12 protein-coding genes, 1 riboswitch and 1 other annotated feature are annotated in these 13,327 nt (G+C 45.4%); of the genes, 5 read left to right on the top strand and 7 right to left on the bottom strand.

Features of this window, described 5'->3' with window-relative positions:
- Positions 1 to 242 precede the first annotated feature (242 nt).
- Positions 243 to 484 (top strand) — a binding site (T-box leader).
- A gap of 59 nt (positions 485 to 543) precedes the next feature.
- The gene (gene brnQ / locus ABR335_RS04025; RefSeq protein ID WP_061565519.1) at positions 544 to 1,890 is read left to right on the top strand and encodes a branched-chain amino acid transport system II carrier protein; all 1,347 of its coding nucleotides are present in this window, start codon (positions 544 to 546) and stop codon (positions 1,888 to 1,890) included.
- Positions 1,891 to 2,110: 220 nt separating this feature from the next.
- Here the strand turns inward: brnQ and ABR335_RS04020 are convergent, their stop codons facing one another.
- A complete protein-coding gene (locus ABR335_RS04020) occupies positions 2,111 to 2,968 on the bottom strand; it encodes an STAS domain-containing protein (RefSeq protein WP_035183809.1) in 858 nt (285 codons plus the stop codon).
- 433 nt (positions 2,969 to 3,401) lie between these two features.
- On the bottom strand, positions 3,402 to 4,661 hold the full coding sequence (locus ABR335_RS04015) for a hypothetical protein (protein WP_315958694.1): 1,260 nt from the start codon (positions 4,659 to 4,661) through the stop codon (positions 3,402 to 3,404).
- Between the two features lie 217 nt (positions 4,662 to 4,878).
- Here ABR335_RS04015 and ABR335_RS04010 point away from each other — a divergent pair, with 217 nt between their 5' ends.
- Entirely contained in the window at positions 4,879 to 5,082 is a 204-nt protein-coding gene (locus ABR335_RS04010) for a hypothetical protein (protein WP_026684372.1), read from the top strand.
- Here the strand turns inward: ABR335_RS04010 and ABR335_RS04005 are convergent.
- Entirely contained in the window at positions 5,077 to 6,195 is a 1,119-nt protein-coding gene (locus tag ABR335_RS04005) for an RNA-guided endonuclease InsQ/TnpB family protein (protein WP_014095882.1), read from the bottom strand. The genes ABR335_RS04010 and ABR335_RS04005 overlap by 6 nt on opposite strands.
- Before the next feature lie 87 nt (positions 6,196 to 6,282).
- Here ABR335_RS04005 and ABR335_RS04000 point away from each other — a divergent pair, with 87 nt between their 5' ends.
- Positions 6,283 to 6,423, top strand: coding sequence for a hypothetical protein (locus ABR335_RS04000; RefSeq protein WP_013858507.1), 141 nt, complete (start codon positions 6,283 to 6,285; stop codon positions 6,421 to 6,423).
- 74 nt (positions 6,424 to 6,497) lie between these two features.
- Positions 6,498 to 6,893: a hypothetical protein gene (locus ABR335_RS03995; RefSeq protein WP_017550132.1), complete on the top strand. Its 396-nt coding sequence runs from the start codon at positions 6,498 to 6,500 to the stop codon at positions 6,891 to 6,893.
- A 21-nt stretch (positions 6,894 to 6,914) separates the two neighbouring features.
- Here the strand turns inward: ABR335_RS03995 and ABR335_RS03990 are convergent, their stop codons facing one another.
- Positions 6,915 to 7,550 (bottom strand): Bax inhibitor-1/YccA family protein, encoded by a 636-nt coding sequence (locus tag ABR335_RS03990; RefSeq protein ID WP_017550131.1) that lies wholly within the window; start codon positions 7,548 to 7,550, stop codon positions 6,915 to 6,917.
- Between the two features lie 151 nt (positions 7,551 to 7,701).
- Positions 7,702 to 7,804: riboswitch (SAM riboswitch) on the top strand.
- A gap of 138 nt (positions 7,805 to 7,942) precedes the next feature.
- Between ABR335_RS03990 and ABR335_RS03985 the strand changes: the two genes are divergently transcribed.
- Positions 7,943 to 9,046 (top strand): 5-methyltetrahydropteroyltriglutamate--homocysteine S-methyltransferase, encoded by a 1,104-nt coding sequence (locus ABR335_RS03985; RefSeq protein WP_061575744.1) that lies wholly within the window; start codon positions 7,943 to 7,945, stop codon positions 9,044 to 9,046.
- Between the two features lie 102 nt (positions 9,047 to 9,148).
- Here ABR335_RS03985 and ABR335_RS03980 read toward each other — a convergent pair whose 3' ends face one another.
- The 3 genes from ABR335_RS03980 to ABR335_RS03970 all read right to left on the bottom strand — a co-directional run bounded on the left by ABR335_RS03980 (position 9,149) and on the right by ABR335_RS03970 (position 13,243).
- Positions 9,149 to 10,384, bottom strand: coding sequence for an L-lactate MFS transporter (locus tag ABR335_RS03980; protein ID WP_350346595.1), 1,236 nt, complete (start codon positions 10,382 to 10,384; stop codon positions 9,149 to 9,151).
- A gap of 449 nt (positions 10,385 to 10,833) precedes the next feature.
- Positions 10,834 to 11,583 (bottom strand): LytR/AlgR family response regulator transcription factor, encoded by a 750-nt coding sequence (locus ABR335_RS03975; protein WP_014097305.1) that lies wholly within the window; start codon positions 11,581 to 11,583, stop codon positions 10,834 to 10,836.
- Entirely contained in the window at positions 11,543 to 13,243 is a 1,701-nt protein-coding gene (locus tag ABR335_RS03970) for a sensor histidine kinase (RefSeq protein WP_193352492.1), read from the bottom strand. The genes ABR335_RS03975 and ABR335_RS03970 overlap by 41 nt, the downstream gene beginning before the upstream one ends.
- Between the last annotated feature and the right edge of the window lie 84 nt (positions 13,244 to 13,327).

The following is a 13,327-nucleotide window of genomic DNA, read 5'->3' as shown; positions in this document are numbered from 1 at the left end:
TTTTTTCATTTTTTGAATTGCTCAGGATGGACTCCTGATTTTTTAGCTGGTTCTACTTGCTGCTCGGCTGTTCTTATTTTTAGTTCACGCTTGTATTGGCCGGGTTTTGACTTATCCAAAAACGGCATCATTTTGCGGCTTCTGTCCATTTTGATCGCGGGCACGGGGTTAAAAATTTTCCGAAAGAGATGTTGACAGATGAAATGTTCAGTGATAATCTTGTTTTCAAATAATATGAAAAACAAAAGTCGAGGACGGGAAGAGTAAGTTTGGATCTTGTTCCCCAGAGAGTTGGCATATTGCTGAAAGCCAATGTTCAAGGCCATTCCGAAGATCATCCCCGAGATGCAAAGCTGAAGTTTTTAGTAGGCTTTGACGGTGATTCCCCCGTTAAGAAAGGAACACGTATGTTGGTACGTTGAATGAGGTGCCGCACGTTTCTGTGCGGAATAAGGGTGGTAACGCGAGCAAACTCGTCCCTGTTTCAGGGGCGGGTTTTTTGTTTTTCTCTACATTATTGCATCGAAAGGAAGCGGACATCGGATGAAAAGAAACGAAGTATTGTTTATCGGCTTTATGTTGTTTTCCATGTTTTTCGGAGCCGGGAATTTAATTTTCCCTCCTTTTCTCGGTATTCAGTCAGGATCGTCTTACTGGCCGGCAATGGCAGGGTTTATCGTAACGGGAGTCGGGCTGCCGGTGCTCGTTATCGCCGCAGTTTCGTTTGTAGACGGCGGCATCCAGGCGATCGGGAACCGTGTCCATCCGGTCTTCAGTACGGTATTTACCGTGATTGTCTATTTATGTATCGGGCCGTTTTTGGCGATCCCGAGAAATGCAAACGTTGCTTATGAAATGGGGGTTAAACCGTTTCTTTCCGGGTCCGCCCACAGTTCGCCGGTCTCTTTATTGTTGTTCAGCGTCGTCTTTTTCCTGCTCGTCTATTTGACTAGTTTAAATCCTGACAAAATGTCAAATACGCTCGGGCGCTGGATTACACCGGTATTATTGCTGGCAATGGCCGTCCTTTGCGCAGCCGGTTTCTTCAAACTCTCCGGCCGCCCGTTTACGGCGCCGCTAGCCGGATACCAGACCGGTTCTTTCTATAAAGGTTTTATTGACGGATACTCCACGATGGATGCGCTCGCCTCCCTGGCGTTTGGCATCGTCATTTTAACAGCGGTCAAACATCGCGGCATCGCTAACCGGAAACAAATGACGGCCTATACATTAAAAGCCGGGTTGATTGCCGGCGCGATTTTGGCACTCGTCTATGTCGCACTCGGATTGATCGGCGCAAAAATGGCTTCAAGCGGCACGTTCCAAAATGGCACCGATGTCCTGACGGCAGTGTCTTCCTTGCTATTCGGGCAGGCTGGAAAAATACTGCTTGGTTTTATCTTTATGCTGGCCTGTTTTACAACCGTCGTCGGCTTAACGACAGCGTGCGGACAATATTTTTCCAATCTGGTGCCGAAATTCAGCTACCATGGTGTTGTCATTGCCGTTACCCTTACCGGCTTTACGCTGTCCAATCTCGGGCTCAATACCATTTTAAAATTTTCTGTCCCGTTTTTGGAAATGGCTTATCCGGTTACGATCATGCTCGTTGTCCTGACATTTTTCCACACGGCGTTCTGCGGCTCGAAGAAAGTATACGGCTTTGCATTGTTGTTTACAGGCGTGTTTGCTTTAATCGAAGGGCTGAAAGGATTCGGCGTCCCGCTTGGCTTTATCGGGGCATTCGCCCAAAAACTGCCGCTTGCCTCCGCCGGCCTTGAATGGGTAGTGCCAGCTCTTTGCGGAACGGCCATCGGACTTTTATTCAGCCGGCTGGAACACCGCACAAAAGAAACGCGTGCCGTCCAAGCAAGGGAACAAAGCTTGTAGCAGCCCGGAAAAGCTTCGCGGGGTAGCCTGGTCTTGCCTTTCCCGCGGAACGGACCATTAGGCGATGCATTTTCCCCCGGGCGGAATTTACGGGAAATTGCGGGCGCCCGGCGCAAAGCCCGTAACCGGATCCTAGACGCTTTAAGTTTTCAGCCGTAAAAAAAGGCCCTGCCGCCTGAAAAAGTGTGGGGCCTTTTTGATGGTTTCTATAATATCACTGTTAATACAGCTTAATTTCCTTGTTTAAATCATCATACTGAATATATTTTTTCAATGCCTGCTGTAATGTCACTTTTGTCTCTGCTTTATTTTCAAAGGAAAGGCCTCTTGTCACCATCTGCCTTACAATTTCCGGGCGCAAGCCGGTGATGACCACTTTGCATCCCATCATCGAAGTGCCGTCTATCATCTTAAAAATATGGTCGACTACATCCATCTCTACTTCTGCAATGCCGGAGAAATCCATGATCAACGTTTGGATATGCAGCCGCCCCACCTCAAGCAAAACTTTTTCTTCCAAAATATTGGTGCGGAACATGTCAATAGAACCGATTAACGGCAAAATACAGACGCTCGATGTAATTGGAATGATCGGGACGGAGAGGTTTTCCACCAATCTTTTTTGCTGGTCGATCAGCTCATCTTTATAGGTAGAATACCGGATAAAAAAGTGATTTAAAAATTGGTCAATACGGTCATTGATTTTTTTCTCCATGTCAAAAAAGTAGTCCTGGTCTACTTCAATCCCTTTTTCTTCCCCGTACTTTCTAAGGAATACCCATAATGTCCGGCGGATCGCCTGCACCCACTCCAGTTTCAGTCCGAGCGTCAAAGAATGAGTTGCCCAGGCAATCCCTTCCTGGCGGGCAAAGGCGACCAATTCCTCATCCTGCTGCTCGACGACATACGTCACAATTTTAAAAGCATTGTTCAACAAATCAATGTTCCCTATTCTTAAAATTTCATCAATTTTATCCTTAACATTTACAGCTTCATTTAATAACTTCTGTTCGAAGCTGTTTCTATTTTTTTTAAGGTATGCGATAATTTCTTCTTGTTCATTTACAATCGATCTCATTTCTCCACACCTCATCTATTATGATAAAAGGATGGCTGTTGAAGCGGCGGCCGCCCGCGTTTTTTGCGGCCTGTCCGAAGATCAGCCAGGACAGGGAAAGATGGCCCCGCCTCTAAAAGAATACCATTCTTATACCCCATACACCAAATAAATAAACATGATGCTATATAAATGAACTTAAATTCCTCCCCAGGACCAGGCGCCAATTTGCATGAGGATGACTTTTTGCAGCAGGCAACAGAGCGGCAATATCATGCATAAGGGGCCATTATTTTCACCCGGGTCTCCGGCCGTGCAAAAAGCGGCCGTGGACAATTTGCACCAGCGTTGCGGGATGGGCGGCTATGCGCGAAAGGGGTCTCCCCTATGGCTTTCCCCATCCGGCCAGGTTTTTCCTTTCCAACCGGCAAAAAGCCGCTCCATCCAAAGCGGCTTAAATGGCTGTTTCCCTTTTTTCTCTTGAAACCAATTGCGCGGTTATTTTCCTCCAGGCTGCTTTTGTATCCTGAAAATCGCGGTAATGCTGTCTGACGTTGTGGTGGTACTGCTCGAATTCCTCCAGTACATTCATAAAGTCATCCCGTCCGAAGTAGCGGCAAACTTTCGGAAGCGTCTCTTTCAGCCGGGCACGCACTTCCGCCATTTTTTCTTCATAGTTTTCCCTGTCGGTGATATACACATAAAGCGGCTTGTACCGGATCCAGCCGACACATGCTTTGTAAAAACGCTCCACGACCTGTTTCGTATCCGCTTTAATATAGCTTAAATTGGTCGGCAGCACCCCGAGCAGCAAATGCTGGTAAGCGCCGAATCCGTCATGGAAAGTATAGGCCGGCACGCGCAGCACGGTCCGGTCTGCCAGGCATGTGCCTAAGAAAGTATCCTCGCCCCGTGCATTCGGCGGATTGTAAAACGGCAGCACACGGTCCGGATCTGTTAAATTCAGCGTCAAATTCGATCCTGAAATAAATTTTGCACGGTTGATCTCCGGCACTTCTTCCGCTTCATCCTTTACAAGCACACCTGTATCGGCATATGTCACCCCGCCGTTTTTCATCACGGTTTTGATCGTATCCCAATTGACAATATCGTTGCTCAAGGCCTCAATGAGCGTGCGGAAATCTTTTTCTTGCAGGACGTCATTGAAAGAAATGAACGGAATCGGGGAAATGTAGCCGCAATGGTATCCGTTCGTAATATCGGCATTCCGGATATGTTCCAAATGCTTCCGGAGCACTTGCTGGCCCCCCCAGACAGCCGTTTGCCTGCTTTTTGTCACGGCAACCGGATACTCGTCATCATCAAGAAAAATGAGATAATCGATGCCTCTTTTCAACGCCTCATAAACGATGATATTGCGTTTGGACGCGTATCCTTCGCCGAACAAAAGGACTGCTTCTTTTCTGCTCATGCCCATTTGGGATACGAGTTCTTCGGTTGCTTTACGCGTCTCCTTCTCCCCGATGAAATAAGCCCGGTCAATATCTTCCATGCATTCCGTTTCAATATGTACAAAGTCTTCAGGCTCTGCATTTTCGTAGTGCAAATCATAGGCAACAAACAAATGCAGCTTGATCCTGTCGCTCTCCGTCAGTTCGGATTCCTTCAAGTTATACATATACGTTTTTAAAACGTTTTTAAAACTTTTTCTTCCTGTTGCAAATCCGATGCCCACATTGATTTCCTTTGCCATTTTCTTCCCTCTCCTTTTGCATTTCTATTTCCTTATACCCTGTTTGGATGTGAACCGAAACATGGCATAATTTCGCCGGCTTGCGGGTAAACTTCGATTATGTTGCGTGCAATGTTTGAATGAAGATGAAAAAGTGTAAGAAGATAAAAAAAGGATGTGCCCTGTTTTTTCCGGAAGCAGCCGGGGAAAACGGGCACATGAAAAAAGGAGCAGAGCAATGGCTGGGCAAATTCCTAATGAAAAAACGATTGATGATACCATTGATTTGATGAAAGAAGGGTATCTCTACAGTGAACTACCCACCACTTATCAACCTTACGGTTTGATTGAAGTGGGGGCTTCTCGACTTATCGTTGCTTTTACTAGCCAACGAAAACTGACCGAGCTAACCCTCTTGTTCCAAGAGTTTTGTTACTTATGATAACGCTAATAAGCGTAATCCCTCATTTTTGATATTGATTGCTGAATTGTGATCGCGATCTAATACAAAGCCGCAAGAACATTTATATACACGTTCAGATAATGGCATTTCTTTTTCCTTGCCGCAACATGAACACTTCTTAGTGGAGGGAAACCACTTATCAATTTTCACAAGTTGTTTCCCCTGTTCTTTTAGCTTATACGCTAAGAAAGTAGTGAACATACCCCAGCCGTTATCATGAACGCTTTTCCCAAAGTGAAGGGCTTGAGACATCCCTTTCATGTTCAAGTCCTCAATCACGACAGCATCAAAGTTAGAAGCTAATTCTTTTGACTTATGATGAAGAAAATTCATGCGTTGGTTCGCCACTTTCTCATGTAATTTAGCCACTACTAGTCGTTGCTTGTTCCAACGTGCAGAACCTTTCTTTCTTCGAGAAAGAATTCGTTGTGCTTTTGCTAATTTATCTAAGGCTTGCCGATAGTAACGTGGGTAATTGGCTTTCTTACCCTGTTCACTCTCGACATATAGACCATCCATAGCAAAATCCAAACCAACAACTTTCTGTATTTTAACTGGACGAATATCTTTCTCATATTCTGTCAAAATTGAAATGTAGTACTTGCCTGTCTTTGTTTTAGAAATAGTGCAAGATTTGATTTTATAATCAGCAGGTATCTCTCTATGCTGTTTCATTTTTATTGGCTTTTTGATTTTTGGCAGTTTGATATGACCATTTTCTAGCTTAATATTTCCGTTGACCATATTAGTTGTATAGGATTGTTTTGCTTTACGATTTTTGAACTTTGGAAAATCCGCATTTCCTTCAAAGAAATTCTTATAAGCAGTCTGTAAGTTCATTTGTGCATTTGCCAAAGCTAAAGAATCCACTTCTTTTAGGAATGGAAATTCACTTTTATATTTTGCAGGAGTCGGAAACTTTTGCTTTTTAAGCAATTCTTTATCATCCTTGAACTTTTCATACGTTTCTTTGCGTTCAGCTAACATCTTATTGTAGACAAAGCGAACACAACCAAATGTCTTAGCTAATAATGCGGATTGTTCTTTGTTTGGTAACAAACGAAACTTGAAAGCTTTGTTTTGCTTGGCCATATCAATTCACCTCACTTTGTGCGGAAAAATTTCGTATATATTGATTATATCGTAAAAAATCCGTACAATCAATATGAGGTGATAATCATGAGAGAAGAGAAAGAACGTGTAGAAATTCGTATGCCTAAGACGATATTAGAAAAATTGAAGCAATATCAAAAAGAAAATGGGATTCCAACTAGAACAGCCGCAATCTTAGAATTGTTGAGAAAAGGATTGGAAAAATAACTTTGGCTAAAGCCAACCGAAATTCATCTCCCACCTACTCATTGGTGCTACTCGCACCTTCACATTCCTTGAGGATGGGAGACTTCTTTCGGAAAGCCGTTAAAAACCGGACGGACGATTATCATGCAATTTTGTTTGAAACCCGTCTGCTCGGGCAAAAAGCGGTGTGCATCAGTGGCGAGGAAGCAGTCAAAATGTTTTATGACCCGGAAAAATTCAAACGAAACGGGGCTGTGCCGAAACGTATTCAAAAAACGTTGTTTGGCGAAAATGCGATCCAGACGCTCGATGGAAAAGAGCATCTCCACCGGAAAGCGCTGTTTTTATCGCTGATGGGGCCGGATGCGCAGCAGCATTTGGCACAAATGGTCCGGGCAGCATGGGAAGCGCGCATCCCCGAATGGGAGCAAAAAGACCGTATTGTTTTGTTTGACATCCAACATGTGAAAAAGAAAACGCCTGCCGGTTAATGGCGGGCGTTTTCTTTTTTCTCAATCGTCGCTTCCCAAAATGCCGAGAATTTGCAAAATGTAAATAAACAGGTTGATAAAATCAAGGTACAGGCTTAAAGCCAAAAGCGGGACCATTTCCTCGGAAATGCCATGGTGCTTCATTTGGTTAAAGTCAAAAACAACATACAGGGAAAAAACAATCGCGCCAATGAAGGAGTACGCGAGCATCCCGGTTGAGGTTAACGGGCTGAAAATGCTGAATATTCCGATGAAGATCAGCGCCAACAATGCGACAAGCAATGCGGTGCTTAAAAAGCCAAGATCCCTCTTGGTAACGGCCCCAATAACGCCCATCACGGCAAAAATGCCGAACGTGGAACCAAAAGCGAGCAGGACGACCTCAGCACCGGCCTGGGATGCATAATAAGCTACAATCGGATATGTCGTAATACCGGAAATAAAGGTGAAAGCATAAACGAACAAATACCCGACGCTCTTTTTCCTTCTTAACCAGAAAGCGGCGATGACCATTGCAATTTCTGCAACCATCAGCGGCATCATAAGCGCAGGCGGAATGAATCTCCCCGTATATAAACCCGCCGTTGCAAACAGCAGTGAAACGGCAAAGACGCCAAGCACTTTCTGGAATACAGGCCTTGATTGTATGGCCTCCATAAAATCCCTCCTTTGTTTTTCTTATTACTATTATATTTTCACATCGCCCCTGATTTCAATCTTTCCGTCCCATTTTAAAAAATTTTGCGAATGCCCTTGACAAAAATGGGTGGAACATTTAAAGTGTATTTAAACTAAATAATATTTAAAATTCTTATCCAGAGAGGTGGAGGGACTGGCCCTTTGAAGCCTCGGCAGCGGTCTTTTTTAAAGAACTGTGCCAATTCCAGAAAGCAATTGCTTGAAGATAAGAAGAGCGGACGGTTCTGTTTTGCAATCCATACCTCTTCTTATTGCCGAAGAGGTTTTTTTAATGGGCCCATGCAGCTAAAAGCAATTTCTTTCTGCGCACAGCAGCTGTTTTAAAAAATATGCAGAAAGAGGGAATCATGATGACAAAAACATTAACAAAAGCGCCGTACAGGGCAGACATTGTCGGAAGCTTTTTGCGCCCGGCCCGGTTGCACGAAGCGCGGGAAAAATTTGCAGCGGGAACCATCCCGGCCGAAGACTTGCGTGCAATTGAAAATGAAGAAATCCGCCGCCTGGTCGGCAAACAAATTGAAGCCGGCCTCGAAGCGGTAACGGACGGAGAATTCCGGCGGAGATTCTGGCATACGGATTTCATGGAACATTTAAACGGGGTAAAAGGGTACGTGCCGAACCATGGATACCGGTTTGTCGGCATCGAAACGGAAGCTTATGACGTCCGGGTAACCGGAAAAGTCTCCTTTAACCCGGACCATCCGCACATAAAAGATTTTATTGCGCTGAAAGAAATCGCCGGGGACAGGGCGGTTGCGAAAATGACTATTCCAAGCCCGAATCAGTTTTTCAATGCCGGAATCCGCAATGAAGACATTTACCCGGATCTTGAAGAATACGCAAATGATATTATCCAAACTTACCGGGATGCGATCAAAGCTTTTTATGATGCCGGCTGCCGCTACTTGCAGCTGGATGATGTTTATCTTGCCGGCCTGTGTGCACCGAAACTGCCGTTTGCAGACAGTGAGCTCGAAAGGGAAAGATTGATTGATCTCGCTTTACATGTAGCAAACAGCGTACTGGAAGGCAAGCCGGATGATCTGACCATCACAACCCATCTGTGCCGCGGCAACTACCAGTCGAAATGGGCTTTTGAAGGTCCGTATGATAAAATTGCCCCGAAAATCTTTGCAAATGAAAAAGTAGACGGGTTTTTCCTTGAATACGACGATGAGCGTTCCGGCGGGTTTGAACCGTTGAAATACATTCCGGAAGGCGGGCCGAAAGTCGTGCTTGGCATTTTCACATCGAAAAAGGGAGAGCTTGAAGATAAAGTGCTGATCAAAAACCGGATTCGGGAAGCATCCAGGCATGTACCGCTCGAACAGCTTTGCATCAGCACCCAGTGCGGCTTCTCCTCCACCCACCACGGCAATCTTTTAACAGAAGAGCAGCAGTGGGACAAAGTAAAATATATTGTGGATACCGCAAAGGAAATTTGGGGATAAACCGGGAAAACCCGCTGGGCAGCCAGCGGGTTTTTTATCATGATGCAGGCACGAATCCCTTTCCTGTCTGCTTGTTCATGATCGAAGCACACATCCCTTGCTTTAATGCGAATGCTGGGCACGACCGACATTTCCCCGAACCCCGTGTGCGTGGGCTGCTTCTTCAGCCGGCGATTTAATGAAAAGCGTAATCGCAAAAGAGACCAGGCAGAGAATCGTAATCGCATGGAATGTCGGCATAAAGCCCCCGAGAAGGGAAGCGATGACCGATCCGGATAATGCGCCGATGCCGAAGCCTTGGTAAATCACTGAATAATTGGCGCTTTGATTTTTCAGGCCGAAGAAGTCTGAAATAATAGCCGGAAATACGGTGACATTTCCGCCGAAACCGAAAGCAATCGCAGCAACACAGATAAAGAACAGGGCGAAATTTAAGTGGGCATAGCTCAAAATGGAAACCGCAACGGCCGTCGCGAGCAGCGTCCCTGATACCACTTTCATTCTTCCCACATGGTCTGATAAACCGCCGAGAACGAGCCGCCCGATGGTGTTAAAGACGGCAATCAGCGCCACTGCATTGCTGGCCGTCGCAACATCCAGCCCGACAAGCCCCGTGCCGATGTCTTTAACAAGGCCGATCAGATATAAACCGCTCATACACGCCGTGAAGAACACGATGAATAAGAGGTAAGCTTGTTTCGTTTTGAGCATTTCTTTGATGGTAAAATCTTTTCCGGCCGGCTGTTTGGACACAGTACCGGATGTGGTTGTATTTTCTGCTTCTTTCAAGAGGAAAGATCCGCCGGTGATCATGGCAATTGCAATCACTCCCCAGCAAAGAAAAGCCTGTGTGACACCAAACGAACTGAGGACGGCACCGTTTATAAACTTAAATACCAGGCTGCCGGTCCCGTATGCCCCAACGGAGATGCCTGAAACGAGGCCTTTTTTATCCGGAAACCATTTCATTAAATTGGATAAAGTCGTGATGTAAGCTGTCCCGTCAGCATAACCGACAATAAGGCCTGCCAACAGATAGAGCATCCAAAGTGAAGGTGCAAATGAACTTAAGATTAATCCTGTGCCAAGCAAAATGCCGGAAAAAGCAACCAGGCGGCGCAGTCCCCATTTTGCCTGCAATTTTGTCGCAAACAATGTCGATACTGCAAGTGCCAGGCTTAAAATGGAAAATGTCGTCGATACTGCACTCAATTGCCACCCGAATTTATCAACAAGCGGCTGGTTAAATAAACTCCATGTATAAACAGTCCCAAGCCCCATTTGTACAATCATCGTCCCTAATACAATCAGGCTGCGGTTTGCTTTTCGTTCTAACATGTCCGGTTCCTCCCGTTTCTTCTGTCCTTTTCTACAGTTCAAATTATAGTACGAAAATAAGGAGGGAACGCATTTTCGGAACGAGAATGCTTTAAAAAGGAATAAACGGTATACAGAAAGGAATGGATGGCACAGGAACAAACCGCTTCTTGAAACTTTCCCGCGCAATGTCCATAAAAGATGGCATATGGATAAAATCAGGTATTCCAATTTATGCACAATCTTCCTGAAAAACGGTATTGCCGGAAGCAGGCCATGCCCGCTTTTTCGGCGCAACACCTTGGAGGATGGCAAATTGGAAAGCAGGCAACTTTTCACACGCGAACGGCCGCAGTGCGCAAAGTAGGCCATGCTATTTTTCACGCCTGCCCCGGCAAAAAAGGAAAAAGCCGGCATACACTTTTCGTGTTCATGCCAGCCGCTTTTCCTGCATGGCTGGGCGCTTTATATTAAAAATGCATCAGCGCTTTAAACTGTTTCACATTTCTTCTGCTTACCGGTATTTCCGCGTCCATCCCGTTTAAACGGAGCAAATACGTTTGATTGAACCACGGCACAATTTCCCGGATCTTCGTTAAATTTACAAGATAAGACCGGTGGCAGCGAAAGAAAAGATCCTCAGGCAAAAGGGACTGGAACTCGGATATCGCCATGGGCATTTCAAACGTTTCCTGTTGTGTATAAACAAGCGTGATTTTTTCCTGAGCGGCGCAGTAAAAAATATCGTTTGCATCCGCCACAATAATTTTCTCGCCCTTGCGCAAGTTCACCCGCTCTTTCCGGTGCAGCCCGCCGTTTCGCGGCACAGCCCCTTCTTCCCCCAGCAATGAATGCTCTCTTTTATACGCAGCCTCGAGCCTTTTCAACATGGCGGCAATTCTTTTTTCTTCATACGGTTTTAAAATATAATCAAATGCTTCTAGTTCAAAAGCCTGGACGGCGTGTTCCTTATAAGCCGTTGTAAAAATAATATACGGTTTATGCGCAAATTTGCTGATGCTGCCTGCCAGCAGCATGCCATCCAGGGAAGGAATATTAATATCGAGAAAAATCGCATCTGTTTCATGTTCCTGCAAAAATTTCAACACATCCAGCCCATCTTCAAAACAATCGGTAATTTCAATCTCACTGTACGTTTCAATCAAATACGCCAATTCTTCACGTGCCGGTATTTCGTCTTCCACTATAATGGCTTTCATATTCTCCCACCTTCGGAACCTCAAAATAAACTTCTGTTCCGGGATTCAGCCTTCTAATGACCAGACCGTTTCCATAAATCAGTTTGACACGGCGATGGACATTATAAAGGCCAATCTGTGTGACCGGCATATTATCCTGATAAACATGCTCAATCACTTCTTCCGGAATGCCTGCCCCTGTATCCGTCACACTGATGCGTACTTTATCTCCTGCCTCTTTGACGGAGATTTTTACGACTCCTGGCCCTTTTACTTTTAAAATCCCGTGGTTGATCGCATTTTCCACAAGCGGCTGGATAATTAGGCTCGGGATCAGCACGGATACGACGTCAATCTCATATTCAACCTGCAGGCGGCTGCCGAACCTCGCTTTTTCAATCTCAATATAGTCGCGTACTTGCTGCAGTTCTTTATTAATATCAATAAAATCGTCGGTCAATTCAAGATTATAACGCATAAAACCGGATAAGTTCATGATTAATTTTCTTGCTTTATCGGGATTTCTGCGGGTCGTGGAAGCAATTGCATTTAGCGCATTAAACAAAAAATGCGGGTTGATTTTTGTCTGGAGCGCCTTCCACTCCGCTTTATTGGCTTCTTCTTTGATTTCTTCGATGCGCGAAATTTCCATGAGCGTCGAAATCATCTGGGCAAGGCCGATTGCCATTGTCTGCAGGGAATAGGTGATTTTGTTCGCTTTTTTATAATAAATTTTCAATGTGCCGGTGACTTCATCCCGCTCTTTTAACGGAATAATCAGCAGGCACTGGATCTGCGGGGTCTGCTGGTCTTGGATATGGTTGCGGATCGTGATTTCCCCGCTTTTGATCGCAGTTTTTGTCAGATCACTGATAATTTCATGACCGATCTGGTACCTTTCCTGCCCGAATCCGACATAAGCCAGGATTTTTTTCGTATCGGTGATGGCAACCGCATCGGCGCGAATCTCGTTTTTAATAATGGCGCAGATTTTTTCTAACGATTCTGCATTGATGGCGCGGAAATAAGGCATCGTTTTATTGGCAATATCAAGCGCCAGTTTCGCCTGTTTTGCCGCCACAAATTCCTTCTCGCCCTCCACGCTTTTAATCAGCAGAACAATCAATCCGATATTGACGTCCCCCGCGATCATCGGGAAGGCAATTTTGGACACAATATCCACACCGGTGCTGAACGGGTGGGCAAAAACAAGAATCAAAAGCATGGTTAATATTTCACAAAACATCCCGGCTGCGATCCCGACGAACCAGCGCCAGGAATTTTTCACTTTCCTGCTGATCAGGCCGGAAATGACGCCGGCTGTAATACTCGTAATCAAGCACGGGATGGATGTCACCCCGCCAATATCTATTAAATAACGGTGCAACCCGGAGACAATGCCTGTGATAATGCCAACCCACGGGCCGAACAGGATGCCGCCTGATACGATAGCAATAATCCGCACGTTGACAAGCGACCCGTCCACCTTAATGCCAGAGTAAGTCGCAAAGATTGCAAAACTGCAAAAGACGGCAGTGATAAAACTCAGTTCAAAAACAGACGGCTGCTCTTGTTGAAAAATTTCTTTAAAACGCGGAATTCGCGTGATAAAAAATAAGCAAGTTAATAAAAGGGCAGCCCTCTCAAATATTTCCAGCAACATTTCAAATGACGTTTCCACCGTGCTACCTCCCTCGCGAATGCCGGAAACCGCCCCTTTAAGGCCGGGCCTGGCGCCTGTTTTTTCATGTTTCCTAACTCCAGT

The sequence above is a fragment of the Heyndrickxia faecalis genome (genome assembly GCF_040267745.1).
Lineage (GTDB): Bacteria > Bacillota > Bacilli > Bacillales > Bacillaceae_C > Weizmannia > Weizmannia faecalis.
Note: the sequence above shows the minus strand (reverse complement) of the source record. Positions and strands in the feature narration are given on the sequence as shown.